This window comes from Streptomyces sp. CoH27, assembly GCF_020181035.1.
Classification (GTDB): domain Bacteria; phylum Actinomycetota; class Actinomycetes; order Streptomycetales; family Streptomycetaceae; genus Streptomyces; species Streptomyces camelliae.
Window position 1 is genome coordinate 133,179 of the sequence record NZ_JAIQYY010000017.1, and the last position, 26,881, is coordinate 160,059.

The following is a 26,881-nucleotide window of genomic DNA, read 5'->3' on the forward strand; positions in this document are numbered from 1 at the left end:
AACGCCCGCTCCAGGGCGATTGTCAGTGGCGGGACCTACCGTCGGAGGCATGACTGAGCAGGGGGTGCGCTGGACCGCGGACCAGGTGCTGGCACTGGCGCCTGACGCCGCGTCACGCACAGCGGGGAGCAAGCTCGGCACGGCCGGTCCGTGGTCCGAGGCGGGCAGTGGAGAGGGGACGGTGTGGGGGCTGTGCAAGGGCAGCGGCAGCAGGCCGTACCAGACGGCGGTCGATCTCGCCGGACCGGCGTACACGTGCAGTTGTCCGAGCCGTAAGTTCCCGTGCAAGCACGCGCTCGGGCTGCTTCTGCTGTGGGCGGGCGGCGACGGCGCGGTGCCGGTGTCCGCCGAGCCGCCGGACTGGGCGGAGCAGTGGCTCGCGGGCAGACGTAAGCGGGCCGAGGGCGAACCAGGCCCGGGCAAGGGGGGTTCGGCGGCCGGGCCGGCCGACCCAGAGGCGGCGCGGCGGCGGGCCGAGCGCCGGGCCGAGCGGGTCACCGCGGGGGCGACGGAGCTGGAGCAGCGCCTCGCGGACCTGCTGCGCGGCGGTCTGGCCGCGGCCGAGCAGGCGGGGTACGGAGCGTGGGACGAGACGGCGGCCCGCATGGTCGACGCCCAGGCACCCGGACTCGCGGCGCGGGTGCGGGAGTTGGGGGCGATACCGGGGTCCGGGGCGGGCTGGCCGGCCCGGCTTCTGGAGGAGTGCGCGCTGCTGCATCTGCTCGACCAGGGCTGGCTGCGCCGCGCCGCGCTGCCGGACGCCCTTGCGGCCACGGTCCGCTCCCGGCTCGGCCTGCCCGCCCCGGCGGACGGCCCGCCCGTGCGCGACCGCTGGCTGGTCCTCGCCCAGTACGACACGGCGGACACGAAACTGACGACCCGCCGGATCTGGCTGTACGGCGCGGAGTCGGGCGGCACCCGGCTGCTGCTGTCGTACGGCGCGGCGGGCCGGGCACCGGAGCTGTCCCTGCCGGTCGGCCTGGCGCTGGACGCGGAGCTGTCCGGTCATCCGGGGGCCGGCCGGACCCGGGCCGCACTGGGCGAGCGGTTCGCCCCGCCGGCGCCGGCCGGGTTCCGCCCGCCGGGCGTGTCGACGGCCGAGGCGGCGGCCCGGTACGGCGACGCGCTGCGCGACGATCCCTGGCTGGATTCGGTCCCGGTGACGCTGGAGCAGGTGATCCCGGTCCCGGACGGCGAGACGTGGCAGCTGGCCGACGCCGGCACGGACACAGCCCTGCCCCTGACCCGGGCCGCCCGCTCCCGCCCCGGTCTGTGGCGACTGGTCGCCCTGTCCGGCGGGACCCCCGTGACGGTCTTCGGCGAGTGCGGCCACCACGGCTTCACCCCGCTCACGGCCTGGACGCCGGGGACGAACGAGGCGGTGCCGCTGTGCTGAACGAACCGGCAGGCCGGGGACTCGAAACACCCCGGAGTGCCCGAGGCGAACCTCCCCGGGGCCCGAAGCAGCATGCCGGCAACGCCATGACGTCCGCGATCATGCGGAAGGGAATGACATGAACGGGACCCCGATCACCCCGACCACCCCGACCACCCCGACCGCTCGGACCGGCACGGCTCCCGCGGAGTCCTGGGAGGACCTGGTCACCGCTGCCCTGCTCGGCACCGACCGGCGCCCGTGGGCCACCGCACAGCCCGGGCGGGAGGCTCCGCTCGCGCTGCTGGACGCGGCCGCCGTGGCGACCGTACGACGGCGTGCCGGGCTGCGGCCCGCGCGGGCGGCCCGGCGGCCGGAGCCGGCGCCCGAGGACCCGCGCCCGGCGCTGCCCGCAGCGGCGGCCCGCAGACTCGCCACCCTGCTGGCCGACCGCTCGGGCGCGGCGGGCGGCGGCCGCCGGGGCAGCGCACCCGACCTCATGGAGCTGCTCCCGCAGTGGCTCGCGGCGGCCACCGCGCACGGGTACGCAGCACCCCCGCAGGCGCTGCCCGCCCTGCTGGACGCGGCCCGGGGGCGTACGGATCTGCGCCCGGCGGCGCTGGCGTTCGCGGGTCCGCGCGCACTGTGGCTGGCCCGGCTGAACCCGGACTGGCGCTTCGCCCTGCGCGCGGCTCCCGGCGGCGGCGCCACGCTGCCCGGCGCCGACGACACCGAGGCGGTGGAGCGGCTGTGGCAGGAGGGGCTGTTCGCCGAACGGGTGGCCCTGCTGGGCGGGCTGCGCGCCGAGCGGCCCCCGGTCGCGCGCGAGCTGCTGGCGTCGACCTGGGCCAAGGAGCGGGCGGAAGACCGGCTGATGTTCCTCGACACGCTGCGCACGGGCCTCGCCGCCGGGGACGAGCCGTTCCTGGAGCAGGCGCTGGGCGACCGCAGCCGCAACGTCCGGGCGACGGCGGCGGAACTGCTGTCGGCGCTGCCGGACTCCGCGCTCGCCGCGCGCATGGCCGTACGGGCCGCGGCCTGTGTGGCCCTCGACCGTACGGCGCCCGTGTCGGCGATCGTGGTCGAGCCGCCGCTCCAGTGCGATTCGAGCATGGAGCGCGACGGTGTGGTGGCGACACCTCCGGCGGGCAGAGGAGAACGCTCATGGTGGCTGGGGCAGTTGGCGGAGGCCGCGCCGCTCGGCACCTGGCCGGAGCGGCTCGGCGGGCGTACGGCACTGGAGATCGTTGCCCTGCCGGTCGCGGACGGCTGGCAGGGCGAACTGCACGCGGCCTGGTGCCGGGCAGCGGTGCGGCAGCGGGACACCGCGTGGTCGAGGGCGCTGCTCGGCTCGCCGTCGGCACCGGAGGCGGGCGGGCCGGGGGCGGTGTCCCTGGCCGAGCGCGCGAAGCTGCTGGCGGCCCTGGAACCGGTGGAGCGCGCCGCGTGGGTGGCGGGGTTCATCGCGACGCACGGCCTGTCGGAGGCGTTCCAGCTGCTCGGGGTGTGCGCGGTGCCGTGGGCGGCGCCGCTCGGCCACTCGGTCGTGGACGCGCTCAACATCGCGCGGGACGCTGGCAGTTACCCGTGGAGCTTCAGCGGTGTGATGGGGCTGGCGGAGCGCTGTCTGGACCCGGCGGAGGCCGGCCGGCTGGAGGCGCTGCTGGCGATACCCGACGAACGGGAGGACGCGGCGCCGGGCGCCGGGGGGTACTGGGCGGAGGCGTTCCAGCGGCTGGTCACGACGCTGCGGTTGCGGGCGGAGATGGCCCGCGAGTTGGCCCCGGCCGGCACCACCCGCGGCCCCTCCCGGAACGAACCGCCGGCTCAGTTGCCCGACGCAGCCGCCTGACGCACGTTCTCCCGCACCCACTCCACGATCGACGCGGTCGTCGCACCCGGCGTGAAGATCTCCGCGACGCCCTTCTCCTTCAGCGGCGGAATGTCCTCGTCCGGGATGATGCCGCCGCCGAAGACGAGGATGTCCGCGGCGTCACGCTCCTTGAGCAGGTCGATCACCGCGGCGAACAGCGTGTTGTGCGCGCCGGAGAGGATGGACAGGCCGATCGCGTCGGCGTCCTCCTGGATGGCGGTGTCGACGATCTGCTCCGGTGTCTGGTGGAGCCCGGTGTAGATGACCTCCATACCGGCGTCGCGCAGGGCGCGCGCGATGACCTTGGCCCCGCGATCGTGGCCGTCGAGTCCCGGTTTGGCGACCACCACACGGATCGGACCGGCTGCCACACCCATCACTGCCTCCATCAGACGACCCCGGAAGCGATCGCTTCCGTCCATAACGACAAGTACCGCACTTTTGGCGCGTTCCGCCACCGTCGCGAAGTGAACGAACGTTATCCCCAGCATCCCGCAACCGGCAGTTTTACGGTGCGCAGCGAGGGGGAAATCACATGGTGGGACATGAGGGCACACGGGGGATCGAGCCGTCCTCCGGCGTGCCGACAGGAGGTCGGCCCATGAAGGTCACCGGAGTACTGCCACTCTTCCTCCCGTTCTACCGGCGCCTGTGGCCCGGAAGACTCGCCGGAATCTCCATGGCGCTGCTCAAGGCGACCGCTCTTGAGGCCGCGATCCTCGCCGGCCACCTCCTGCTGTATCCGACGGGCTTCACCCAGGAACGCCGCTCCCCCGCCCTGCCCGCCGCGGAGGGCACGGCCCGGCTGCCCGTCCCGTCCGGCCCGCCGGTCGTGCTGCTGCACGGCTTCATCGACAACCGCTCGGTGTTCGTACTGCTGCGCCGCAGCCTCGCCCAGCACGGCGGACAGCGCGTCGAGTCGCTCAACTACTCCCCGCTGACCTGCGACGTCCGCGCCGCGGCCGAGCTGCTCGGCCGGCACATCGAGGAGATCTGCGAACGCACCGGCAGCCCCCGCGTCGACATCGTGGGCCACAGCCTCGGCGGCCTGATCGCCCGCTATTACGTGCAGTGTCTCGGCGGTGATCTGCGGGTGCGCACGCTCGTCACGCTGGGCACCCCGCACGCGGGCACCCGGGTGGTGCCGCTGGCCGACGCCCATCCGATCGTGCGCCAGATGCGGCCCGGTTCATCGGTGATCGAGGAACTGGCCCGGCCCGCGCCCGGCTGCCGCACGCGGTTCGTGAGTTTCTGGAGCGACCTGGACTCCATCATGGATCCGGTGGAGACGGCCCGCCTGGAGCACCCCGATCTCGACACGCTGAACGTCCAGGTGTCCGGCATCGGGCATCTCGCCCTGCCCGTGCACCCCGCGGTCGCGGCCGGGATACGCGAGGCCCTCGACGCCGCGCACCCCGGGGACGCGCTCGCCGGCGGTCTGACGGTGGCGTGAACCAACGGTGAGGTGAACCGGCTGACGCCGACGTGTCGGTACAGGCGGCCGACAGCCTCCGCACATCGAACACTCATCGAACTCTCGGCCAAACTCCTGTCCGCCGTCCCCCGAAAGACCGCCGAATGCCCGTTTCCGGCGGGCGCGAAACTGGCCGAAGATTGTCGTGCCCAGGTACCGGCGGGTACAGTCGCCGCACTGCTCTGGCAGCCCCTGTTGTCGAGGCGAAAGAGAAGTTGGTGAACGACCGTCACCCGTCGGGGACCATGACCACCCCGGCCCCGGCTTCCGACGCCTCCGCCACGCGCTACGACCACGCGCCGTACGGGACCCATGAAGCCCCCTACGGCGACTTCACCACGTACGGCGGCTACGACGCCACCGGTTTTGCGCCCGGCCACGACACCACCAGCGCCTTCCACGGTGACCCGCTCTTCGGCAGCATGCCCGGCGAGCAGAGCACCGGCGCGTACGACTCGGCGCAGTGGCAGACGCCGCACTACGACGCGTACGCGGCCCAGCACCACGCCGCCTACGACTCCGGTGTCCACGACGCGACCGCCTGGACGGTCCCCGCGCAGGCCACGGGCCACGACGTCAGTGGCCAGTGGGACGCGAGCCTGTGGCAGCAGCCCGATCAGTCCGGCGGCGCCGACCCGACCCAGCAGTGGGAGTGGGGCACCCAGGGCTTCGAGACGGGCGCGTACGACGCCACGCAGTGGAACTCCGCCGGGCAGGCCGCGGCGCCCTCGCCCGAGCCGGTTGCCGAACCGTTCGACCAGCAGGCCACCGCCACGTTCGAGCAGGTCACGGAAGTGCCGGACACGGCGGCCTTCCCGCACGGCGGGTACGAGGACCAGGCACCGTACGCGGACGCCACGGACAGTTCCGGTGAACCACCCGCCGAGCCGGTCCTGTTGGACGACCAGGAAGAGGTCACGCCGACAACACGCGCGGGCGCGCGGGGCGGGGCGCGTTCCCGGCGTCGTACGCCCGCCAAGCGCTCCGCGCTGCTGACCGTCGCCGTGCCCTCGGCCTGTGTGATGGGCGTCGCGGGGATCGCGGCCGCCTCGGTCGGCGCGCTGACGGACGGCGGCGGCAAGGACACGACCGCCTCCGCCTCGGACGCGCACGCGGTCAAGCCGTCGGTCGCCAACAGCAAGCTGGACAGCCAGCTCAGGACGCTCTCCGCCGGCGCCGACGACTTCGCCGACCGGGCCAGCCGGACGCAGGAGCGGATCGACCTCAAGAACCAGCAGGATCTGGACCGGAAGAAGGCCCTCGCGGAGGCCGCGCTCAAGGAGCGGCTGCGCCCCAAGTTCGTACTGCCGGTCACGCAGAAAGGGCTGAGCGCCTACTTCGGCCAGGCGGGCGTGAACTGGATGTCGGTGCACACGGGCATCGACTTCCCCGTCTCCTACGGCACCACGGTGATGGCGGCCACCGACGGCACCGTCACCACCAAGTGGAACAGCGCCTACGGCAACATGTTGATAGTGACGGCGAAGGACGGCACGCAGACCTGGTACTGCCATCTGTCCAGCTACCGCGTGGCCTCCGGTACGACCGTGAAGGCCGGCGAGCCGATCGCCTACTCCGGCAACTCCGGCAACTCCACGGGCCCGCACCTGCACTTCGAGGTGCACCCGGCGGGCGGGCCGGCCGTGGACCCGCTGCCCTGGCTGCGGAGCCACGGACTCGACCCCACGTAGGAACCGGACCCCGCAGAGGAACCGGACCCCGCAGAGGAACCGGGGGCCGGCGCCCCCGGGCTCCCCGTACTCCCTACAGCTTCTCCACCGGCGCGTACCGCAGCAGCAGCCGCTTCGGCTTGCCGTCGCCGAAGTCGATCGTCGCCTGGGCCTTGTCGTCCGCGCCCGCCACCGCGACGACCGTGCCGAGCCCGAACTGGTCGTGGGTGACCCGGTCGCCGACCGCGAGGGACACCGCCGGCTTGTCCGTCGTACGCCGCGTGGCGAACCCGGACGCGCCCGCCGCCGATGAACGCGAGCGGGACGAGGACGGCGAGGCCGCGACCCCGGAGGCCGGGCCGGAGGACATCGGTGCCGCGACGCCCGTCCGCTTCCACTCCACGTGGGCGGCCGGGATCTCCTCCAGGAACCGGGAGGGCGGGTTGTACGACGGCTGGCCCCAGGCGCTGCGCAGCGCCGAGCGCGTGAGATACAGCCGCTCCCGCGCGCGTGTGATGCCGACGTACGCCAGGCGCCGCTCCTCCTCCAGCTCCTTGGTCTGGCCGAGGGAGCGCATGTGCGGGAAGACGCCGTCCTCCATGCCGGTCAGGAAGACGACGGGGAACTCCAGGCCCTTGGCGGTGTGCAGGGTCATCAGGGTGATGACGCCGGAGCCTTCCTCGTCCTCGTCGGGGATCTGGTCGGAGTCTGCGACCAGCGCGACCTGCTCCAGGAAGTCGGCCAGCGTACCGCCCGGGGCGGTAGCCCCTGATGTCGCTGCGCCTTCGCCGCGCTCCTGCTCGAACTCCAGGGCCACAGCCGCGAGTTCCTGGAGGTTCTCGATGCGGGTCTCGTCCTGTGGGTCGGTGGAGGTCTGCAACTCGGCAAGGTAACCGGTGCGTTCGAGGACCGCTTCGAGGACCGTGGCCGGTCCGGCGCCGGATTCCACGATCGTGCGCAGGTCCTCCATCAGCGTGTTGAACCGCTTGACCGCGTTGGTGGAGCGCGCGGCCATGCCGTACGCCTCGTCCACGCGCTTGAGCGCCTGCGGGAAGCTGATCTTCTCGCGCTGGGAGAGGGCATCGATCATCGCCTCGGCGCGCTCGCCGATGCCCCGCTTGGGCACGTTGAGGATGCGGCGCAGGGGCACCGAGTCCTCGGGGTTGGCGAGAACGCGCAGGTAGGCGAGGACGTCCCGGACCTCCTTGCGCTCGTAGAAGCGGACCCCGCCGACGACCTTGTAGGGCAGGCCGACGCGGATGAAGACCTCTTCGAAGACACGGGACTGGGCGTTGGTGCGGTAGAAGACGGCGACGTCGCCCGCCTTGGCCTGGCCCGCGTCGACCAGGCGGTCTATCTCGTCGGCGACGAACTGCGCCTCGTCGTGCTCGGTGTCGGCGACATAGCCGGTGATCTGCGCGCCCTGGCCCGCGTTGGTCCACAGGTTCTTCGGGCGGCGCGACTCATTGCGCTCGATGACCGCGTTGGCGGCGCTCAGAATGGTCTGCGTGGAGCGGTAGTTCTGCTCCAGCAGGATCGTCGTCGCGTCCGGGTAGTCCTCCTCGAACTGGAGGATGTTGCGGATCGTCGCGCCCCGGAAGGCGTAGATCGACTGGTCTGCGTCACCGACCACGCACAGCTCGGCGGGCGGGAGGTCGTGCTCGCTCGGCGGAGCGTCCTCGTCGTGGGTGCCGGTGCCGACGAGTTCGCGGACGAGCGCGTACTGGGCGTGGTTGGTGTCCTGGTACTCGTCGACCAGGACGTGCCGGAAGCGGCGGCGGTAGTGCTCGGCGACGTCCGGGAAGGCGCGCAGCAGGTTGACCGTCGTCATGATCAGGTCGTCGAAGTCGAGGGCGTTGGCCTCGCGCAGCCGCGACTGGTAGAGCGCGTAGGCCTGCGCGAGGGTCTTCTCGAAGCCGTCGGCGGCTTGCGCGGCGAAGTCCTCCTCGTCGATCAGCTCGTTCTTGAGGTTGCTGATCTTGGCGCTGAAGGACTTGGGCGGGAAGCGCTTGGGGTCGAGGTCCAGGTCACGGCAGACCAGGGCCATCAGGCGCTTGCTGTCGGCGGCGTCGTAGATCGAGAACGACGACGTGAAGCCGAGCTTCTTGCTCTCGCGGCGCAGGATGCGCACGCACGCGCTGTGGAAGGTCATGACCCACATCGCGTTGGCGCGCGGGCCGACGAGCTGCTCGACGCGCTCCTTCATCTCGCCCGCGGCCTTGTTGGTGAAGGTGATCGCGAGGATCTGACCCGGGTGCACGTGCCGCTCGGCGAGCAGGTGGGCGATGCGGTGGGTGAGCACGCGGGTCTTGCCGGAGCCGGCGCCGGCGACGATGAGCAGCGGGGAGCCGGCGTGCACGACCGCGGCGCGCTGGTTGTCGTTCAGCCCCTCCAGGAGTGCCGCCGCGTCCAGCGCGGGGCGCGGGGCGCCGTCGCGGTAGTAGGCGTCCCGGTCCGGCGGCGCGTCGAACTTCCCGCCGAACAGATCGTCCGGAAGCGGCTCCGGAGCGTGATCGTCCTCGGGCGGCGGCGGGGGTTCCTCCTCGTGCCCGCGCGGGGGCTGGAGGTCCGCCAGGAAGCTGTCGTCAAAGAGGCTGCTCATCGCTCTCCGAGTCTAGGGCGCCCCACCGACAACCGGTCGCCGTCTCGGGAAGAAGGTCCCGCGAGCAGAGCGGCGAACCCCCTCACGCAGCGGAATCACCCGATGACGTGAACGTGATCCCGGCCCCGGATCACGAAAATGTATCGGACATATCACGCACCAACCTTCACACCAGTCACACGAGTTGGCTAGGTTGCCGTCGGGTCGCGTGCGCGGCCCCCGCCGAGTCCGGCGCCTCCCGTAAGGGGGCCCGGAGCCGGGGACCCACCGAATCTCCGGGGTGAATCGGCCGACTCCCGTCCGGGACGACGCCGTAGGGCAACCCTTCCGAACCTCCGCCCGAACCCGACAGCTAACCCGGTAGGCGGCCCACTGGAAGGAGTCGCCTCCCTTGGCGTCGCACCGCAAGTCGCGTCCCGGCGGGACCACCGGAGCGGGTCTGCGCACCCCGGCCCTCGCCACCGCCGCCCTCACCTCCATAACCATGCTGTCCCAGACGGCCGAGGCCGCCCCCGGTACGGCCCACGCCCGGCCGAGCCTGGAGGAGGTGGAGAAGAAGGTCGACGACCTCTACCGGCAGGCGGAGTCGGCGACCGAGAAGTACGACGCGGCCACGGAGCGCACCGGCAAGCAGCGCGGGCGGGTCGACGCGCTCCGGGACGAGGTCGCCCGCCGCACCGCCCGCCTCAACAAGGCCCGCGACGAGCTGGGCTCCTTCGCCGCGGCCCAGTACCGGACCGGCGCCGCCGCCCCCGACACGGCCACCTTCCTCCTCGCGGACAACCCGCAGGACTACTTCGACCAGACCCAGCTGATGAGCCGGCTGACCACGCGCGAGAAGAGCGCCGTCGACGCCTACATCGGCGAGCAGGCCGCGACCATGAAGAAGCGGCGGGAGGCCGCGCAGAGCCTGCAGACGCTGACCGAGTCGCAGCACGAGCTGCAGACCGCCAAGTCCACCGTCCAGCAGAAGCTCGCCTCCGCGCGCGAGCTGCTGTCGCAGCTGACGGCCCAGGAGAAGGCGCGGCTGGCCGCCATCGAGCGGGAGAAGCAGCAGGAGGCGGCGCGCAAGGCGGCCGAGCTGGCGAAGCAGCAGGCCGAGGCCCAGCAGAAGAGCACCTCGTCCAGCTCGTCCGGCTCATCCAGCCCGACCGGCTCCGCCTCTTCCGGGTCCTCCGCCTCTTCCGGGTCCTCCGCCTCTTCCGGATCCTCCGGCTCGTACGACACGAAGGCCGCCAAGGCCATCGCCTTCGCCCGCGCCCAGATCGGCAAGCCGTACGTGTGGGGCGCCACCGGGCCGGACTCCTACGACTGCTCGGGCCTCACCCAGGCCGCCTGGAAGGCCGCCGGCGTCACGCTCCCGCGCACCACGTACGACCAGGTCAACGCCGGGACCACGGTGTCCCTGGCCGACGCGCGCCCTGGGGACCTGATCTTCTTCTACGACGACATCAGCCACGTCGGCCTCTACATCGGCAACGGCATGATGATCCACGCCCCGAAGCCGGGCGCGTACGTCCGTGAGGAGTCGGTGTACTACGGCGGAGAATCGATCATCCACAGCGTGGTCCGCCCGGGCTGACCCCTACCGGGTCAGGTCCACAGGACGGCGATGAAGATGTTCGTCATGGTCAGCAGGCCGACGACCCCGAAGGCGCCCTTGTCGACCTTCTCCTCGTCGCGCTTCACATAGACCAGCCCGAGAATCACGATCAGCAGGGCCAGCTTCACACCGATCTTGATGGTGTTCACGTGGTGGTCGTCGGCCTGGTTGAGGCCGACGAGGGCCACCCCGGTGACGAGCATGGTCAGCGCACCGTGCAGCATCCCGGGGACGAAGCGGGCCGTGCCCTGCCCCATCGCCTTCATCTGGGTGAGGAAACCGCCGAGCAGCGCGGCGATGCCGATGATGTGCAGGCCGACGAAGAGATGGATGAGTACGTCCATGGGGCCGGAGCCTAATTCGTCGGTAACAGCCCCAAGGACGGCAGGGTGCCGTTCCCGGGGTGTTCGAGTGGTGAGGGCCGTCACGCCCGACCAGGGGCGTACCGGCCCCGTGTCCTCGGGCCCGGCCACGGCCGGCATGGATCATGCATTTATGCGGTCCATAACACCTCCGGCACCCCTTCCGTCCCGCTTCCCGCGTATCGGTCATCACACTGTGTGAAGGAGGCGAGCCTGGACGGCCGGATCAGTCACATGAGGTCACGTTTCGATCCGTAGACGCCAGTTCCGTACAGTCCGTTACCCGCTCGTCACACTCCGGCCTAGCGTCCTCTCCACCGCCGAGAAGGGTCCGGCGGCGGCCCGCTCCCCCCTGTGTGGGCCGCCGCCGGGCATACCGCCCGCTCGGTCGTCGAGTCGTACGGAAGGACGTGACGGTCCAGGTGGCAGCGCATCGCAAGCCCCGGCAACGCTCGATCGGTGGCCCTACGGTCCGGACGGCCGCCACCCTCGCCCTGGCGGGCGCGGCCACCGCGACGGGGTTCGACGGGACCGGACACGCCGACCCGCAGCTGACACCGGCACAGGTGAAGGCCCAGGTGGACAAGCTCTACCAGCAGGCCGAGGCGGCGACCGAGAAGTACGACGGCGCCAAGGAGCAGGCGGACGCGGCCCAGCGGCGGCTCAACGCGCTGCACGACGAGACGGCCCGCAGGCAGGCCAAGCTCAACTCGGCCCGGGACGCGCTGGGTTCGTTCGCCTCCGCGCAGTACCGCGACGGCGGCTTCGCCCCCGCCTGGCAACTGGCCCTGTCCAACGACCCCGACCGGTATCTGGACGACGCCGCCTTCGCCGAGCGGGCCGGCGACCGGCAGGCCGCCGCCGTGTCGCGGGTGCGCGAACAACTCCGGGAGATCGAGCAGTTGCGCGGAGCCGCCCGCGTCCAGCTGGCGTCGCTGCGCTCCCGGCAGGCCGAGCTGAGCCGGCAGAAGAAGACCGTCACGGACAAGCTGGCCGAGGCCCGGCGGCTGCTGGCGCGGCTCACCCCGCAGCAGCGCGCCCAGGTCACCGGTGACGACGGCAGCGCACCGGGGCGCGCCTCCCGGTCGGCCGCAGATGCCCGGCAGGCCCTGGCGCAGGCCGGATCCGGGCCCGGCTCCGTCACGGCGCCCGACAGCCGCGCTGCGGCGGCCGTCGCCTACGCCTACGCCAAGCTCGGCAGCCCCTATGTGTGGGGCGCGGCCGGGCCGAACTCCTTCGACTGCTCGGGGCTGGTCCAAGCCGCCTACCGCTCCGCGGGCATCTCCCTGCCCCGCACCACCTACGCCCAGATCGACGCGGGCCGGCGCGTCTCCCGCTCCGAACTGCAGCCCGGGGACCTGGTGTTCTTCTACTCCGGCGTCAGCCACGTCGGCATCTACGTCGGCGGCGGCCAGATGATCCACGCCCCGAACCCCTCGGCACCGGTCCGGCTGGCCCCGGTCGACGAGATGCCCTTCGCGGGGGCCACCCGCGTCGCGTGAAGGCGAGGTCAGACCAGGCGGCGGGCCGTCGCCCAGCGGGTCAGTTCGTGACGGTTGGACAGCTGGAGCTTGCGCAGGACCGCCGAGACATGGGACTCGACCGTCTTCACCGAGATGAACAGCTGCTTGGCGATCTCCTTGTAGGCGTAGCCACGGGCGATCAGCCGCAGCACCTCGCGCTCGCGCTGGGTGAGGCGGTCCAGATCCTCGTCCACGGGCGGGGCGTCGGTGGAGGCGAAGGCGTCCAGAACGAACCCGGCAAGCCGCGGGGAGAAGACCGCGTCGCCCTCCTGGACCCGGAAGATCGAGTCGACCAGGTCGGTGCCGGTGATGGTCTTGGTGACATACCCGCGGGCGCCGCCGCGGATCACCCCGATCACGTCCTCCGCCGCGTCGGACACAGACAGTGCGAGGAAGCGGACCGGCTGCTCGGCGTCCGCCATCAACGCCGCGCACCGGCGCAGCACTTCGACCCCGCCGCCACCCGGCAGATGGACGTCGAGCAGAACCACCTCGGGCCGGGTCGCCGTGATGACCGTGACCGCCTGGTCGACGTCCGCGGCCTCGCCGACCACCTCGACCCCGGTCGTGGCGGTCTGGCCGATCTCGGCCTGAACTCCGGTGCGGAACATCCTGTGGTCGTCCACGAGCACGACCCGTACGTGCCGTCCGCCCGCGCCGGCTCCCGCCGGGCCGTTCGCCTCGGTCGCGTCGCTCATGACGTCTTCTCCGCCCTCTCCATCTCCAGCTCGACCTCCGTGCCGCCGCCCGGCACCGCCCGCAGCCGGGCCGTGCCGCCGTTGCGCTCCATGCGGCCGATGATCGATTCTCTGACACCCATCCGGTCGGCGGGTATCGAGTCGAGGTCGAAGCCCGGGCCGCGGTCGCGCACGGACACGAAGACCGTCCTCCCCTCGACTTCGGCGTAGACCTGTACGGCACCGCCCTCGCCACCGTACTTGGCGGCGTTCACCATCGCCTCACGCGCGGCTTGCATCTGCGCCCGGGTCCTCTCGTCCAGCGGGCAGTCGCCGACGATGACGACCTCGATGGGCACACCGTGCTTGTCCTCCACCTCGGCGGCGTTGCGCCGCACCGCCTCGGCGACCGTGTCCGGCTCGTCGGCCTCGTCCTTGCCGGTGCCCTCCGGCTTGTACAGCCAGGTGCGCAGGTCGCGCTCCTGGGCGCGGGCGAGGCGGCGCACCTCGTTCGCGTTGTCGGCGTTGCGCTGGATCAGGGTGAGGGTGTGCAGCACGGAGTCGTGCACATGGGCGGCGACCTCGGCACGCTCCTGGGCGCGGATGCGCATCAGGCGTTCCTCGGACAGGTCCTGGGTCATCCGGACCAGGTAGGGGCCGGCGAGCAGCGTGATGCCGACGAGGACGGCGAGCGCAGCCTGGAGGACCGCGCCGAGGTGGGCGGCCGAGCCCTGGAGCACGAAGATGGCGGAGACACCGGCCGTGACGAGCAGGACACCGCCGGCCGCGCGCAGCAGCGTGAGCGTACGGCGCCGGCGGCCGACCTCGACCCAGCGGGCCCGGCGGGCGTTGTCCGCCTGTCTCCAGACCAGGGCGACACCGGCCGCGACGAGGACGGCGGGCACCAGATACACCTTGGCCGCGCCACCGAGGTTCACGCTGCTCACGAAGACCATGGACACGATGACCATGAGGAGCAGCGCGACGAGCTGACCCTTGTCCGGCCGCCGGGCCACCAGTCTGCGGCGGCCGTCCGGGGCGGTCTCGGTGCCGACGAGCGACTGCTTCTGTTCGCCGACACCGCCGATCCCGAGCGGCACGAAGAACCAGAACGCCGCATACAGCAGCGCTCCGAACCCATGGGCCATGAACAGGCCGACGAAGGCGAGCCGCACCCAGACGACGGGCAGCCCGAGATGCCCGGCGAGGCCCCGCGCCACTCCACCGAGCCAGCGTCCGTCGCTGCTGCGGTAGAGCTTGCGCGGCGGCCGCGGGTCGTCGACTGGCAGGCTTGCGGCTTCCGGCATGCCAATGATGGTCACATGGCCGGCGGGGCCAGGCATCAGGGTCGGCCCCCGAGACGCCCCTGATCTTCCGCGGGACCGCGTCGGGGAACGGCGGGCGACGGCGGTTCAGTGCCGGTCGAACGCTTCCCCGCCCCGTCTCAGGGCCGATTTCAGGGTTCGCCCAGGGTCGTCCCGACTGCCGTCGCGGCGGGCGGGCCGTCACCATGGACGCATGACGGATCACGAGCACGCCGCGACGGGTCCGGGACCTGGCCCCGGCCCGCGCCCGGCCCCGGGCAACGGACCGACGGATGCCGGGCCCGCCGCGACACAGCGGACGGGAGCGGCCGGTACGGACACCCGCGCCGGGAAGCGGGAGGAGGAACAGAGCAGAGAGCAGGAGCAGCAGCCCGCCGCGGCCTTTGACCGGTTCCGGCGCGACCGCCGGCACAAGATGATCGCAGGCGTGTGCGCGGGCCTGGGCCGACAGACGGACATGGACCCGGTGATCTTCCGGATCACTCTGGCCGTGCTGTCCGCGACCGGCGGCATCGGTCTGATCTTCTACGGCTTCGTCTGGCTCCTCGTGCCGTACGAGGACGAGGAGGAGAACGAGCTGCGCAAGCTGCTGACGGGCCGGGTCGACGGTCTGGCGCTCGCCGCCGTGCTGTTCGCCCTGGTCGGCTGCGGTGTCTTCCTGACCATGCTGAGAAATGGCGGGGTGCTGACCTTCGCCGTGGTGCTCTCCCTGCTGCTCGCGGGCGCCGGGTACTGGTCACGGCGCCGTGACGTGGCCGACCCCGACCCGCTAGCCGCGCAGGCCGCGGCCGACGCTCCGCCGGAGGCGCAGGCTCCGCCGGTCGCCACCATCTACCCGTCGTGGTGGCGGGACCCGATCGTCAAGGACGGCACCCACGTCGGCGGCACGGGTTATCTGTGGGGGCCCGGCGACACCCGCGACCGGGATCTCACCTCGGCCGTCGACGCCGGCGTCGCCCTCCCGTGGCCCCACTCCGGCTCCATACGGCCGCGGCCCGCCGCACCCCCGAGACCGCGCGGCCCGCGCTGGGTCGGCGGCTGGGTCTTCCTGCTCGCCCTGGTGGCGGGCGGCCTGGGCACGGGGCTCACCTGGGACACACACCCGTTGGGCACCAGCCTCCAGACCGGTCTCGCCTGCGCGCTGGCGGTGTTCGGCCTCGGCGTCGCGGTCAGCGCCTTCCTGGGGCGCACGGGGGCGGGGACGGTGTTCCTGGCGCTCGTCACGGCGGCACTGCTCGCCGGGGCGTCGGCCATGCCCAAGGACATCACCACCCACTGGAGAGACACGTCCTGGGTGCCTGCGGCGACGGCACGGGTGCAGCCGCGCTACGACCTCGGTACCGGGCGGGGCACGCTGGATCTGACCGGGGCGGCTCCGGCCAAGGGACAGACGGTCGCGACGCACGCCCATGTGGGCGCCGGACAGCTGAAGGTGATCGTGCCGGCGGGCGCGACCGTGCGGATGAGTATCGACGTGGGGGTGGGCGACATCCGGTTGCCCGGGGAGAACAGGAGGGACGTGGACGTGCAGCCGAGCAGGCACAAGACCGTGACGCTGGCGCCGGCCACGGCCGCCAAGGAGGCCGGCACGCTGGACCTCACGCTCGGGGTCGGTGTGGGACAGGTGGAGGTCAGCCGTGCTGCGTCATGAGTTCCAGCCCGGGAGGCTGGTCGCCGGGCTCTTCCTCACCGCCGCCGGCGGGGTCTACGCGGGCGATGCGCGCGGCCTGTGGGAAACGCCGTGGTTCGCGATCGTCCCGCTGGTCGTGGGCGGCCTCCTGCTGGCCGGTGTCACAGGGAGCGTGGCGCGGGCGATACGCAGACGGGGCGGCGCAGAGCACGGCTAGCGGTGGTCGGGGAGCGGCCGGCGCCGGTTGCCCGTCGCCGGCCGGGCCGGAGCCTCGTGGCCCTCGGCGGCCCGCCAAGGGTCCTGGCTATCGGTAGCCGCCCTGTCGGCGTCGGGCTCGCCAGGCCGCGTCCAGGGAGAGGTAGGGGGCGCCGGCGAGGATGAGGGGGATCCAGGCCATGAAGTAGGCGAGGTCGTTGCCGTAGTAGTAGGGGGTCGACGACCAGCTCACGGTCATCCAGAAGCTGAACGAGATCAGCGCGCCGCCGAGCGCGGCCAGCCGGGCGAGCAGGCCGAGCAGGGTGCCGATACCGACGGCCAGTTCACCGAAGGCGATGGCGTAGCCGAAGCCGACCGGGCTCTTCAGGGCCAGGTCGACCAGGGCCGGGATGCCGGCGGAGTCGCGGGCCGCCCGCATGGTGTCGCCGATCGACCCGGCGCCGCTGGACTTCATGAAGGCGCTGTCGGTGAGTTTGTCCAGGCCCGCGTAGATGAGGGTGACGCCGAGGAAGACGCGGAGCGGGAGCAGGGCGTAGTGGGTGGCGGTGTCCCGCCAGCCACGGAGGCCGTTGAGCCGATTCATGTGCGTGTCTGTCCGAATGCCGTGAGTCATCGTCGCCAGCCGCCTCTCACCCGCCGTCCCACCCTCACTTCGACGATACGTACGACGAGCGGGGCCCGTTCAATCCCCTCCCGGATGTTTTTCCGGAATTCGGGCGGGCGTACGAGCGACGGGCGGGTCAGATCCGGGCCAGGATCTGGCGCACCGGGTGCCCGAGGATCCGGCCCACGGCGATCAGTTCCTCGGGGGTGAGCAAGAAGCGCTGTGGGTTCCAGGCGGCGATCTCGAAGCGGGCGAAGCCGCACGGCCAGTCGTAGTCCAACCGGTCCAAGGAGGTGTCGGTGGTGCAGCAGGGAGTGGTGATGTCGAGGGTGGGCAGGCCGTCACCCTGCTCGGCGTACGCCTCCAGCAGGTCCCGGTACCAGTCGGGGTCGATGGGGCCGCCGCACCGCGGGCAGCCGATGCCCACCAGGTTCGAGCCGCAGTCGACGGCGGTGATCGCCTCGTGCCAGCCGACGTCCAGTTCGACGGCGTCGGGGTCGGCGTGCGGGTCGTCGGGGGCGCCCGAGACCAGTTCCAGGACCAGGGCGGCGGCGCGCTGCCCCGGTTCGGTGGCCGGCTGCCAGTGCGGGTCGGTCGGTATCACCGACAGGACGCTCTCGCTCATCGCCCTGCTGCTCGCCCTTCTGTCACGTCACGGCCTTCTGCCGCGGCTCGCCCATCTTCTCCGTCCGGCCCGGTTCCTCCCGCTCTTCCGGCTCCCGCATCTCTCATTCCGTCACCTGGACCGTGTACCGGTTGGTCGCCACGCCGGCCGCGGTGACCACCTGCACCTCCACCGCGCCGGGCTCGACCTCGGCCGGGACGGGAACGGTCAGGACGGTGTCGGTGGGGTTGCGGAAGCCGCCGGTGACGGGGACCAGGGGTACGTGGACATCGACGGTGCCGATGCGGACCACCATGCGGGCGAGCCGATCGGCGGTGCGGGCGCCGGGCGGGACGAAGCCGGCGCCGCGGATCTCGATGTCGTCGCCGGTGCGGATCGGCCCGTCCAGGTCGCCGGGTTCACGGGCGCGGACCACGGAGAGGACGACCGGGCGGCCGCCCTCGGCGTACTTGCCGGCCAGGTAGGTGGCGGCCGAGATCAGCACGATCACGCCCAGTCCCCAGGGCAGGTCGGGCAGTTGGCCGGGGCAGCGGGCGAGCCGGACGGCCGCGAACACCAGGGCGACGGCGCTGACGGCGACGTACTGGATGTCGGTGAAGTCGCCCCGGCCGGAGTCGTCGGTGAGCAGGTCGGCGGCGCGCGGCCGATGGGCTGCCACCTTCTGCAGCCGCTGGGCGAGGATGCGCAGGCCCACCACCCGGCGGACCAGGACGGCGATGCCGCACACCACGGCGAGGACGGTCACCACGCCCGTGCCGCGCGCGAGGTCGAGTCCCGAGATCAGCGCGTCCCGTTCGGCGTGGCTGGAGGCGGCGGCCAGGCGGGTGGCCAGCAGCAGGACGGCGTAGCCCACGAACAGCACCCAGCCGGCGGCCACGGTGCGGGAGGTGGACATCCGGTTGTCCTCACCGATCACCGGGGCGAGTGCCCCGCCGCGAGCCCGGTGCAGCCGGCCGGCAGCGGTCAGGGCGCCCGCGACGACGAGCGCGGCGATCAGGGCCGCGGTGCGGGCGGCGGTCCAGCCCGCACCGATCGCGGTGAGCGCCTCGCCGAGCAGCAGGACGACGACCGCGCCCCACACCACGGCCATCGTGCGCGGCCACAGCCCGGCGAGCCATGCCTCGCCCTCGGCCCGGCCGCACTCGGCGACGGCCTCCGCCCGCTGGGTCAGCTCCTCGGAGATCCACTGGCGGGACGCCGAGGCCGAATGCGCCACGGCCGCCGGCAGCCCCTGTCCGGCCGCGAACTCGTCGCGCCGGCGCAGGAATGCGGCGACGGCCCGCCGGTGCCCCTCGCGGGCGCCGTGCGGACAGTCCCCGCAGGTGCAGCCGCCCTCGTGGGGCCCGTCGGCACCCGTGTCCTCTCTCGCCTCCTGCACCGCCACGCCGGACGCCCGCCTTCCCCACGACCTTCTGACACGGCCTGCGACCCCTCGGTGGACCGTTCCGTTGCCGCGCAACTCCCCTGTGTCGTCAGCGAATTGTGCCCTACGGCAGGCCGTCCGGGCTCGTCGGGCCGGGTCGCGGCGGGTGAAGCGGGGGCCGGCGTGTTGACCCGGCTGGGAGAATTTCCGTATGGCCGAGATCATCGCGCGGGACGGGACCTGGGCCTTCGACGGCAGCACGATCCGGATCACTCCGGGACTGCACCGCTGCGTACCGCTGTTCCGGCAGACGTACGGGGAGATCTCCGTGCCCCTGGAGGCGGTGGCGGACGTCGGCTACGGACCCGAGCGGGGGCGTGGCCGGCTGCGGATGCGGCTGCGCGAGGGCGCCGACCCCCTGCTCCAGGCGACGGGCGGCCGGCTGCCGGACCCGGCGGACCCCTACCGGCTGACGGTGGACGCGGACCGCTCGGGGGCCGCGGAGTACGTGGCGCGGGAGATCCGTCAGGCGCTGCTGCTCGACCGGATCCCCAAGGAGCCCACGACGGGCTATCTGCTGCCGGGGCCACCGGTGCCGGTGTCGGTGCGGTCCTCCGACGGCACGGTGTCCTTCGACGGCGGCCAGGTGCGCATCGACTGGTCCGACACCTCCGACCGGGTCAAGCGCGCGACCGGCCCGCGGATCATCGGCCTGGGCGATCTGGTGCAGGTGGAGTGGCTGCCCAATTCCGGGTACGAGGACGGGTTCCTGCGGTTCGTGACCCCGGAGACAGCGTTCTCCAAGCTGCCGCCCGAGCGGGACCCCTACACCCTGGACCTGTGGGGCAGTGTGCGGCGGGATCTGCTGACCGCACTGGTCGCGGCGGCCGTCACCGCCCGGCTGCCACATCCCTCCACCCGCGCGGCCGGCACCGGCGACGGCACAAGCGCCGGCGGCCGGCGGGCGGTCGTACCGGAGCAGGCCGACCACCATGACGTACTGCTGCGCCGGCTGCGGGAGTTGGGCGAGCTGCACCGGGACGGGGTGCTCACGGACGAGGAGTTCGCGCGGACGAAGGCGGTGGTGCTCAGGGAGTTCGGCTGAGCAGGTCCGGCTCGCTGCGGCTGATGTCCTGCCACAGCGGCTGGTAGTTGATCCAGGCCACCAGGTCGGTGCCGAGCTGTTCGCGGGTGGCGACGGCCAGTTTGTGGTCGATGAGGACCGGGCGGCCGGCCGCCTTCGCCATCAGCTGCACCTGGCAGGACCGCTCCATGGACAGGAACCACCAGGCCGCCGCGTCCACCGAGTCGCCGACGGTGAGCAGCCCGTGATTGCGCAGCACGAGTGCCTTGCGGGAGCCGAGGGCGGTGGCGATACGGCGGCCTTCTTCGGCGTCGACGGTGACGCCGCTGTAGGAGTCGTAGAGCGCCACGTCCTCGTAGAAGGCGCAGCTCTCCTGGGTGATCGGGTCGATCAGCTCACCGAGGGCGGCCAGGGCGCGGCCGTGCACGGAGTGGCAGTGGGCGACGGCGACGACGTCGGGGCGGGCGGCGTGCACCTGGACGTGGACGGTGAAAGCGGCCTGGTTGACGTGGTAGCGGCCCTCGACGACCTGACCGTCCTGGTTGGCGAGGACGAGGTCGCCGACGGTGACGTGCTTGAACGGCATGCCGAAGGGGTTGACCCAGAAGCAGTCGGTGAACTCCGGGTCGCGTGCGGTGATGTGCCCGGAGACCCCGTCCTCCAGCCCGGCCCGTCCGAAGATCCGCAGGGCTCCGGCGAGCCGCTCCTTGCGGTGCCGCCGCTCGTCCTCGACGGAGTCGTGCATCGGCGGCATGGCGAACTGCAGCTGGTCGGTCGGCAGCGGCAGGGGCGGGGTCGGCCCGTGCATAGGTCCTCCAGCACTGGAATTGCGGTACGGGCCGGAAGTTACCGTCGGTCAGCGCAAAAGGGCAGAGGTGTTTTGTAAAGATGACGTACGCAGCGAATACACGACAGGGATTGTCCAAAGCCGGTAACGCGAAAGAGGCGGAACCGCCGTAGCCGTTCCACCTCTTCCGTACCGAGCTGACGGAGGTCCTGCGGACCTACGTCCGGGACGACCGGTATCCGGTCGTCCAGGTCCGGACGCCCGGTGCGCCCCTGCGCACGATCAAGTGCACGCAGGGGCCGAGAGGGTCACTCCCACTCGATCGTGCCCGGCGGCTTGCTGGTCACGTCGAGGACGACGCGGTTGACGTCCCGGACCTCGTTGGTGATGCGGGTCGAGATGCGGGCGAGGACGTCGTACGGCAGCCGGGACCAGTCGGCGGTCATGGCGTCCTCGGAGGACACCGGGCGCAGCACGATCGGGTGGCCGTAAGTGCGGCCGTCGCCCTGTACGCCCACGCTGCGGACGTCGGCGAGCAGGACCACCGGGCACTGCCAGATGTCCCGGTCGAGGCCGGCCGCGGTCAGCTCCTCGCGGGCGATGGCGTCGGCCTCGCGCAGGAGGTCCAGGCGGTCCTTCGTCACCTCGCCGACGATGCGGATGCCGAGCCCCGGGCCCGGGAACGGCTGGCGCTGGACGATCTCCTCCGGCAGGCCCAGCTCCTGGCCGACCATCCGGACCTCGTCCTTGAACAGCTTGCGCAGCGGCTCGATCAGCTGGAACTCAAGGTCCTCGGGGAGGCCGCCGACGTTGTGGTGCGACTTGATGTTGGCGGTGCCGGTGCCGCCGCCGGACTCGACCACGTCGGGGTAGAGCGTGCCCTGGACGAGGAACTCGACCGCCGGACCCTCGTCGGCGATGATCTCGGCCTGCGCCTGCTCGAAGACGCGGATGAACTCACGGCCGATGATCTTGCGCTTCTCCTCGGGCTCCGAGACGCCCTTCAGCGCGGTGAGGAAGCGCTCCTCGGCGTCGACGACGACCAGCTTGACGCCGGTCGCGGCCACGAAGTCCTTCTCGACCTGCTCGGTCTCGCCCTTGCGCATCAGACCGTGGTCGACGTACACGCAGGTCAGCTGGTCGCCGATGGCGCGTGCCACGAGGGCGGCGGCGACGGCGGAGTCCACGCCGCCGGACAGGCCGCAGATCGCGCGCTTGTCGCCGACCTGCTCGCGGATCGCGGCGACCTGCTCCTCGATCACGTTGCCGGTCGTCCAGGACGGGGTGAGGCCCGCGCCGCGGTACAGGAAGTGCTCCAGCACCTGCTGGCCGTGCGTGGAGTGCATGACCTCGGGGTGGTACTGGACGCCGTAGAGCTTCTTGTCGTCGTTCTCGAACGCGGCGACCGGGACGACGTCCGTGGACGCGGTCACGGTGAAGCCCTCGGGGGCGGCGGAGCAGGCGTCGCCGTGCGACATCCACACGTGCTGCTCGGCCGGGGTGCCCTCGAAGAGGGTGGAGGAGTTCTTGGAGACGTGCAGGTCGGTACGGCCGTACTCGCGGGCGCCGGTGTTGTCGACGGTGCCGCCGAGGACCTGCGCCATCAGCTGGAAGCCGTAGCACATGCCGAAGACGGGGACGCCGGCCTCGAACAGCTCGCGGCCGAGGCGCGGGGCGCCCTCCTCGTACACCGAGGAGGGGCCGCCGGAGAGGATGATCGCCGCGGGGTTCTTGGCGAGCATCTCCTGGACCGGCATGGTGCTCGGCACGATCTCGCTGTAGACCCGCGCCTCGCGGACGCGACGGGCGATGAGCTGGGCGTACTGCGCGCCGAAGTCGACGACCAGGACGGTGTCGGGGGCGGTGGCAGCGGGGTTCGCTGATGACACGGGGTGCCTTCTGGTGGTCGGGCGGGGGTCTGTGCTCCCGATTCTAACGGGGCGGCCGGGAGCCCTCTCCAGGAGACGACGTGGCATACTGCACGCATGCTCGCGCACTCGACCTTCCTCTTTACCTATGGCATCCGGCCCGCCGGCTGCCATGGTCGTGCTGCTTGAGCGAACGCCAAGCGACTTCCCAGGCGCCCCGGGCCGACAAGGCCCGGGGCGCCTGTCGTTTTCCGGGTCCTGTCGTTCCGGGGCACCCGCCTCCCCTCGATCCCAGCGACACCTCCCGAGGAGCCCCGACATGACCGCCACCGGCACCGAGACGACCGCCCCCGAGCAGTCCATCACCGACACCCCCGAGCAGACGATCGCCGACGCCCGCGAGCGCATCGACGTGCTCGACGACCGGATCATCGGCCTCATCCAGGAGCGGATGGCCGTCTCCGCCGTCGTGCAGCAGACCCGGATCGCCTCCGGCGGGCGGCGGGTGCACCTGTCCCGCGAGATGGAGATCCTCGGCCGCTACCGCGAGGCCCTCGGCAAGCCCGGCACCTCCCTCGCGATGACACTGCTGGAGCTGTCTCGGGGTCGCATCTGAGTTCGATCACCGTCTCACCCGTACGGCGCGTGACCGGCGCGCGCACCGCTTCGTTGAGCGGGGTGTCCGTGCCAGCCAGGGGCGGGCCCGACAGAAACCACGCGTGGCTCGCTGGAGCGATGAGGCGTACGGGTCGTGCCGTACGCCGTGGGACCTCGCTCCGGGGAAGTGACCGGACGGCAGGGGACAGCAGCCCGGTCACCCAAGAGAACGACCGGCTCCGGGGACGCCCGGAGCCGGTCGGCGGAAAACTGCACAAGTGCACCAGTGCCGGGTCCAACGACTGCGGATGCCTTGCCCGTCCAGCACGATGCGTAGAAGCCCCACGTCCCCGCGCAGGCGACGGCACTGCCGCACCGTCCGGCCGTCAAAGACTCGGAAGGGCCCCGCGGCCTCATCCCCGCCGCGGGGCCCTTCGCGCTGCCCGCACGAACCCGCACGCCCGAGCCGTCGACGGCCGCGACGGCATCCGGGCGGGACGCGTTCCGGGATGTGATCCGCATCACATAGGTAAAGCGCAGGGCAAGTACAACCCTTCACGCCGGCCACAGGTCTCCCTTACGCAAACCGAACGGCCACGCCCGCGCCCCACACGCGGAGGCCTCCATCTCGTGCTGCCGCGACGCAGCATGCTTGTCCTACAGAGGTCTTCATGAAGCTTCGCCGCGCCATGGTCACCGCGGCCGCGACGGCGGTCATAGCCCCGATCGCCCTGCTCTCCGCCCCTGCTGCGTTCGCGGACGAGTCCCCGACCGCGTCCGTGAGCAGCTCGCCCAGCGACTCGTCCTCCCCCACGGCCGACGACAGCAGCTCGCCCACCGACTCGGTCTCTCCCTCGGACTCCGCCTCCGAGTCCTCCTCGGCCACCCCGAGCGACAGTGCGAGCACGTCCGCCTCGGCCTCGCCGAGCGGCAGCGCGAGCACGTCCGCGTCGGCCTCGCCGACCCAGAGCGCCGCGCCCACCGCCGAGCCCAGCGACTGCCCGGTCGACGGCAACATGGTCGACCCCGACTCGCAGCTGAGCATCGACATCTCCGGCCTGCCCGGCAAGATCGTCGCGGGCAGCGGCTGGCACTACTTCACGATGACGGCCGCCAACCACAGCGACCAGTCGCTCGGCACCGTGCAGTGGCTCGCGACCGTCGACAACGACACGGCGAGCGACAACGAGAAGGACTGGCTGAGCACCTACGCCAAGCTGGAGTACTTCAACCCCAAGACCAAGGCCTGGGAGTCCATGGCCGACGAGGTCGGCAACGGCCTCTACTTCGGCACGACGCCGCTCGGTCCCAAGGAGAAGGTCGGCATCAAGCTGCGGGTCGACATCACCGCGCAGGCCCCGGCCGGCGACGGCTTCAGCATGGGCTTCGGCGGTTACGTCGACCAGCAGAAGAACTGCGTGCACAGTGCGTTCGGCTTCTACGACTTCACCGTGCTGAAGCCCGGCAGCAGCAACCCGAACCCGGGTCAGGCCAAGCCCGGCAAGGGCACGAAGCCGGCCGGCGGCAAGGAGCCGCAGGGCGGTGCCACCGAGATCGAGCCGACCGGCACCCTCGCGCACACCGGTTCCAGCTCCATGCTGCCGACCATCGGTCTCGTCGGCGGTGTCGCCGTCGTCGTCGGCGCCGGAGCGGTGTTCGCCGTCCGCCGCCGCAAGGGCGCCGGTTCGGACGCCGCCGCGTAAGCGCGTCACACACGCCGGGCGGGAACGGCGGCCGTCGTTCCCGCCCCGCCGAAGGGGCCTGCGCCAGGAGGGGGGCGCAGGCCCCTTCGGCATGCGCCGGGTCATTGCTTCTTCGGCACCGCCGGAATCCCCAGGAACGGCAGGCGCAGGGCGCCGAACGCCTCCTCCGGGACCGCCGGGGAGCCGGGCCGCACCGGCTTCAGCCGCTCGTACGCCGCTCCCGGCGCCGGACGCGGATCCTCCTCGCCCTTGTTGGGCCAGAACGACATCGCGCGCTCGGCCTGCGCGGTGATCGTCAGCGAGGGGTTCACGCCCAGGTTCGCCGAGACCGCGGCGCCGTCCACGACCGAGATGCCGGGGTGGCCGTAGAGGCGGTGGTACGGGTCGATCACGCCGGTCTCCGCCGAGTCGCCGATGGGGCAGCCGCCGAGGAAGTGCGCGGTCAGCGGGGTGCCCATCAGCTCGCCGACGTTGCTGCCCGCGAAGCCGTTGATCTCGGCGGCCAGCGCGCTCGCGGCCTCCGTCGCGGCCTTGATCTGCTTGGGGTTGGGGGCGCCGTGGCCCTGGCGTGCGGTCAGCAGGCCCTTGCCGATGCCGTCCGGTTTCAGATACGTCGTCAGCGAGTTGTCCAGCGACTGCATGACCAGGCCGATGATGGTCCGCTCGGACCAGCGGCGGTTGGACAGGGAGCGGGCGACCAGGAGCGGGTGCCGGGCCGCGTTCGCCAGCCAGGCCAGCGCACGTGAGGAGCCCTCGGCGTACGGCACCTGGAGGATCGACAGGCCGCCCATCGCGTTGGAGCCCTTGCCGTAGCGGACCGGCTCGATGTGGGTGTTCTCGTCCGGGTGGATCGAGGACGTGATGGCGACACCCTGGGTGAAGTCGGCCTTCCCCGTGCCGTGCGCCTTGCGGTAGCGGCGGTTGTCGGTCTGCGCGCCCACCAGCGCCTCGGAGTTGGTGCGGGTCAGCTCGCCCAGCCGCTTCGACAGATACGGCAGCTGACCGCCCGTCTTCATGCGGTGCAGCAGGGTCTGGGTGCCGTAGGTGCCGGCCGCGAGGACGACCTTGCGGGCGGTGAAGAGGCGGCCCTCGCCCTTCTTCTTCCGGTCCGTCGGCAGGGTCGCCACCGCGTAGCCGCCGCGCGAGTCGTCCGTGACGGACACGACCGTCGTCAGCGGGTGGACCACCGCGCCCGCCTGCTGGGCGAGGTGCAGGTAGTTCTCGTTGAGGGTGTTCTTCGCGCCGTGCCGGCAGCCGGTCATGCACTCACCGCACTCGGTGCACGCCCTGCGCTCCGGGCCCGCCCCGCCGAAGTACGGGTCCGCCACCGGCTCCCCCGGGCCCGCCTTCGCCGTGCCGTCGGCGTCCTTGCCGTCGCCGAAGAACACGCCGACCGGGGCGAGATGGAAGGTGTCGCCGACGCCCATCCGCTGGGCCGCCGCCTTCAGGTGCACGTCGGACGGCGTCATGGTCGGGTTCAGCCGGACACCGAGCATGCGCTGGGCCTGGTCGTAGTACGGCTTCAGCTCCTCCTGCCAGTCGGTGATGTCCTTCCACTGCGGATCCTCGAAGAAGGCCTTCGGCGGTACGTAGAGGGTGTTGGCGTAGTTCAGCGAGCCGCCGCCCACGCCCGCGCCGGCCAGCACCATCACGTTGCCCAGCAGATGGATCCGCTGGATGCCGTACAGGCCGAGTTTCGGGGCCCAGAGGTAGTTCTTGAGGTCCCAGGAGTTCTTGGGGAGGGTTTCGCGGGTGAAGCGGCGGCCGGCTTCCAGGACACCTACGCGGTAGCCCTTTTCCGTGAGGCGAAGGGCGGTGACGGAACCGCCGAAGCCGGAGCCGACGACGATCACGTCGTAGTCATAGGTGTCCTGTGACACGTGCTCTCCTCGTTGAGAACGGGTGTTCCTGACGGGTGTT

At 72.0% G+C, this 26,881-nt stretch carries 22 protein-coding genes, 1 pseudogene and 1 riboswitch; of the genes and pseudogenes, 12 read left to right on the plus strand and 11 right to left on the minus strand.

What is annotated here, in order from left to right:
- The first annotated feature begins 49 nt into the window (after positions 1-49).
- Together LE548_RS27805 and LE548_RS27810 are read left to right on the plus strand one after the other, a co-directional pair.
- Entirely contained in the window at positions 50-1,396 is a 1,347-nt protein-coding gene (locus tag LE548_RS27805) for an SWIM zinc finger family protein (protein WP_225099704.1), read from the plus strand.
- Positions 1,397-1,514: 118 nt separating this feature from the next.
- The gene (locus LE548_RS27810; RefSeq protein ID WP_225099705.1) at positions 1,515-3,227 is read left to right on the plus strand and encodes a DUF5691 domain-containing protein; all 1,713 of its coding nucleotides are present in this window, start codon (positions 1,515-1,517) and stop codon (positions 3,225-3,227) included.
- On the opposite strand, the gene LE548_RS27815 is transcribed toward LE548_RS27810, so the two are convergent.
- Positions 3,203-3,625, minus strand: coding sequence for a cobalamin B12-binding domain-containing protein (locus LE548_RS27815; RefSeq protein ID WP_225099782.1), 423 nt, complete (start codon positions 3,623-3,625; stop codon positions 3,203-3,205). The genes LE548_RS27810 and LE548_RS27815 overlap by 25 nt on opposite strands.
- A gap of 224 nt (positions 3,626-3,849) precedes the next feature.
- Between LE548_RS27815 and LE548_RS27820 the strand changes: the two genes are divergently transcribed.
- The gene (locus LE548_RS27820; RefSeq protein WP_225099706.1) at positions 3,850-4,701 is read left to right on the plus strand and encodes a triacylglycerol lipase; all 852 of its coding nucleotides are present in this window, start codon (positions 3,850-3,852) and stop codon (positions 4,699-4,701) included.
- A gap of 239 nt (positions 4,702-4,940) precedes the next feature.
- A complete protein-coding gene (locus tag LE548_RS27825) occupies positions 4,941-6,413 on the plus strand; it encodes a M23 family metallopeptidase (RefSeq protein ID WP_225099707.1) in 1,473 nt (490 codons plus the stop codon).
- A gap of 73 nt (positions 6,414-6,486) precedes the next feature.
- Here LE548_RS27825 and pcrA read toward each other — a convergent pair whose 3' ends face one another.
- Entirely contained in the window at positions 6,487-8,994 is a 2,508-nt protein-coding gene (pcrA, locus tag LE548_RS27830) for a DNA helicase PcrA (RefSeq protein ID WP_225099708.1), read from the minus strand.
- 222 nt (positions 8,995-9,216) lie between these two features.
- A riboswitch (cyclic di-AMP (ydaO/yuaA leader) is annotated at positions 9,217-9,378 on the plus strand.
- Between the two features lie 7 nt (positions 9,379-9,385).
- Here pcrA and LE548_RS27835 point away from each other — a divergent pair.
- Positions 9,386-10,576, plus strand: coding sequence for a C40 family peptidase (locus LE548_RS27835; protein ID WP_225099709.1), 1,191 nt, complete (start codon positions 9,386-9,388; stop codon positions 10,574-10,576).
- An 11-nt stretch (positions 10,577-10,587) separates the two neighbouring features.
- On the opposite strand, the gene LE548_RS27840 is transcribed toward LE548_RS27835, so the two are convergent.
- Positions 10,588-10,941, minus strand: a complete 354-nt coding sequence (locus LE548_RS27840) for a hypothetical protein (RefSeq protein ID WP_225099710.1) — start codon at positions 10,939-10,941, stop codon at positions 10,588-10,590.
- Positions 10,942-11,381: 440 nt separating this feature from the next.
- Here LE548_RS27840 and LE548_RS27845 point away from each other — a divergent pair, with 440 nt between their 5' ends.
- Complete coding sequence (locus tag LE548_RS27845; RefSeq protein WP_225099711.1) at positions 11,382-12,461, plus strand: C40 family peptidase; 1,080 nt, start codon at positions 11,382-11,384, stop codon at positions 12,459-12,461.
- An 8-nt stretch (positions 12,462-12,469) separates the two neighbouring features.
- Here LE548_RS27845 and LE548_RS27850 read toward each other — a convergent pair whose 3' ends face one another.
- Both LE548_RS27850 and LE548_RS27855 read right to left on the minus strand, forming a co-directional pair.
- Complete coding sequence (locus LE548_RS27850) at positions 12,470-13,180, minus strand: response regulator transcription factor (protein ID WP_225099712.1); 711 nt, start codon at positions 13,178-13,180, stop codon at positions 12,470-12,472.
- A complete protein-coding gene (locus LE548_RS27855; protein WP_374116184.1) occupies positions 13,177-14,502 on the minus strand; it encodes a PspC domain-containing protein in 1,326 nt (441 codons plus the stop codon). The genes LE548_RS27850 and LE548_RS27855 overlap by 4 nt, the downstream gene beginning before the upstream one ends.
- Positions 14,503-14,677: 175 nt before the next feature.
- Between LE548_RS27855 and LE548_RS27860 the strand changes: the two genes are divergently transcribed.
- Both LE548_RS27860 and LE548_RS27865 read left to right on the plus strand, forming a co-directional pair.
- Entirely contained in the window at positions 14,678-16,135 is a 1,458-nt protein-coding gene (locus tag LE548_RS27860) for a PspC domain-containing protein (protein ID WP_225099714.1), read from the plus strand.
- The gene (locus LE548_RS27865; protein WP_225099715.1) at positions 16,122-16,331 is read left to right on the plus strand and encodes a hypothetical protein; all 210 of its coding nucleotides are present in this window, start codon (positions 16,122-16,124) and stop codon (positions 16,329-16,331) included. Before LE548_RS27860 ends, LE548_RS27865 begins: the two co-directional genes overlap by 14 nt.
- Positions 16,332-16,418: 87 nt before the next feature.
- Here the strand turns inward: LE548_RS27865 and LE548_RS27870 are convergent, their stop codons facing one another.
- From LE548_RS27870 to LE548_RS27880, 3 genes are all read right to left on the minus strand, one after another.
- Positions 16,419-16,943: a DoxX family membrane protein gene (locus LE548_RS27870; protein ID WP_225099716.1), complete on the minus strand. Its 525-nt coding sequence runs from the start codon at positions 16,941-16,943 to the stop codon at positions 16,419-16,421.
- A 127-nt stretch (positions 16,944-17,070) separates the two neighbouring features.
- Complete coding sequence (locus LE548_RS27875; protein ID WP_225099717.1) at positions 17,071-17,559, minus strand: hypothetical protein; 489 nt, start codon at positions 17,557-17,559, stop codon at positions 17,071-17,073.
- 103 nt (positions 17,560-17,662) lie between these two features.
- Positions 17,663-18,943 carry a hypothetical protein gene (locus LE548_RS27880; RefSeq protein WP_225099718.1) on the minus strand — a complete coding sequence of 427 codons (1,281 nt, stop codon included), beginning with the start codon at positions 18,941-18,943 and terminating at the stop codon, positions 17,663-17,665.
- A gap of 190 nt (positions 18,944-19,133) precedes the next feature.
- On the opposite strand from LE548_RS27880, the gene LE548_RS27885 reads away from it, so the two are divergent.
- Positions 19,134-20,027: a DUF4429 domain-containing protein gene (locus LE548_RS27885; protein ID WP_225099719.1), complete on the plus strand. Its 894-nt coding sequence runs from the start codon at positions 19,134-19,136 to the stop codon at positions 20,025-20,027.
- Here LE548_RS27885 and LE548_RS27890 read toward each other — a convergent pair.
- Complete coding sequence (locus LE548_RS27890) at positions 20,011-20,814, minus strand: class II aldolase/adducin family protein (protein ID WP_225099720.1); 804 nt, start codon at positions 20,812-20,814, stop codon at positions 20,011-20,013. The genes LE548_RS27885 and LE548_RS27890 overlap by 17 nt on opposite strands.
- 128 nt (positions 20,815-20,942) lie before the next feature.
- Here LE548_RS27890 and LE548_RS27895 point away from each other — a divergent pair.
- A pseudogene (locus LE548_RS27895) lies at positions 20,943-21,086 on the plus strand (pyridoxamine 5'-phosphate oxidase family protein); the annotation flags it as partial.
- 15 nt (positions 21,087-21,101) lie between these two features.
- Here LE548_RS27895 and guaA read toward each other — a convergent pair.
- A complete protein-coding gene (gene guaA, locus LE548_RS27900) occupies positions 21,102-22,682 on the minus strand; it encodes a glutamine-hydrolyzing GMP synthase (protein WP_225099721.1) in 1,581 nt (526 codons plus the stop codon).
- Between the two features lie 298 nt (positions 22,683-22,980).
- Here guaA and LE548_RS27905 point away from each other — a divergent pair, with 298 nt between their 5' ends.
- Positions 22,981-23,277, plus strand: a complete 297-nt coding sequence (locus LE548_RS27905) for a chorismate mutase (RefSeq protein ID WP_225099722.1) — start codon at positions 22,981-22,983, stop codon at positions 23,275-23,277.
- A gap of 652 nt (positions 23,278-23,929) precedes the next feature.
- Positions 23,930-24,961 carry an LPXTG cell wall anchor domain-containing protein gene (locus LE548_RS27910; RefSeq protein WP_225099723.1) on the plus strand — a complete coding sequence of 344 codons (1,032 nt, stop codon included), beginning with the start codon at positions 23,930-23,932 and terminating at the stop codon, positions 24,959-24,961.
- A gap of 101 nt (positions 24,962-25,062) precedes the next feature.
- Here LE548_RS27910 and LE548_RS27915 read toward each other — a convergent pair whose 3' ends face one another.
- Positions 25,063-26,841, minus strand: coding sequence for a GMC family oxidoreductase N-terminal domain-containing protein (locus tag LE548_RS27915; protein WP_225099724.1), 1,779 nt, complete (start codon positions 26,839-26,841; stop codon positions 25,063-25,065).
- Positions 26,842-26,881 lie beyond the last annotated feature (40 nt).

Excerpts from the sequence above, each read along its gene's own strand:
- LE548_RS27910 (WP_225099723.1), top strand. The coding sequence starts at position 23,930 with ATGAAGCTTCGCCGCGCCATGGTCACCGCGGCCGCGACGGCGGTCATA.
- LE548_RS27905 (WP_225099722.1), top strand. The coding sequence starts at position 22,981 with ATGACCGCCACCGGCACCGAGACGACCGCCCCCGAGCAGTCCATCACC.
- LE548_RS27885 (WP_225099719.1), top strand. The coding sequence starts at position 19,134 with ATGGCCGAGATCATCGCGCGGGACGGGACCTGGGCCTTCGACGGCAGC.
- LE548_RS27855 (WP_374116184.1), bottom strand. The coding sequence starts at position 14,502 with ATGCCTGGCCCCGCCGGCCATGTGACCATCATTGGCATGCCGGAAGCC.
- pcrA (WP_225099708.1), bottom strand. The coding sequence starts at position 8,994 with ATGAGCAGCCTCTTTGACGACAGCTTCCTGGCGGACCTCCAGCCCCCG.
- LE548_RS27870 (WP_225099716.1), bottom strand. The coding sequence starts at position 16,943 with ATGACTCACGGCATTCGGACAGACACGCACATGAATCGGCTCAACGGC.
- LE548_RS27805 (WP_225099704.1), top strand. The coding sequence starts at position 50 with ATGACTGAGCAGGGGGTGCGCTGGACCGCGGACCAGGTGCTGGCACTG.
- LE548_RS27820 (WP_225099706.1), top strand. The coding sequence starts at position 3,850 with ATGAAGGTCACCGGAGTACTGCCACTCTTCCTCCCGTTCTACCGGCGC.
- LE548_RS27810 (WP_225099705.1), top strand. The coding sequence starts at position 1,515 with ATGAACGGGACCCCGATCACCCCGACCACCCCGACCACCCCGACCGCT.
- LE548_RS27840 (WP_225099710.1), bottom strand. The coding sequence starts at position 10,941 with ATGGACGTACTCATCCATCTCTTCGTCGGCCTGCACATCATCGGCATC.
- LE548_RS27890 (WP_225099720.1), bottom strand. The coding sequence starts at position 20,814 with ATGCACGGGCCGACCCCGCCCCTGCCGCTGCCGACCGACCAGCTGCAG.
- LE548_RS27875 (WP_225099717.1), bottom strand. The coding sequence starts at position 17,559 with ATGAGCGAGAGCGTCCTGTCGGTGATACCGACCGACCCGCACTGGCAG.
- LE548_RS27860 (WP_225099714.1), top strand. The coding sequence starts at position 14,678 with ATGACGGATCACGAGCACGCCGCGACGGGTCCGGGACCTGGCCCCGGC.
- LE548_RS27815 (WP_225099782.1), bottom strand. The coding sequence starts at position 3,625 with ATGGGTGTGGCAGCCGGTCCGATCCGTGTGGTGGTCGCCAAACCGGGA.
- LE548_RS27850 (WP_225099712.1), bottom strand. The coding sequence starts at position 13,180 with ATGAGCGACGCGACCGAGGCGAACGGCCCGGCGGGAGCCGGCGCGGGC.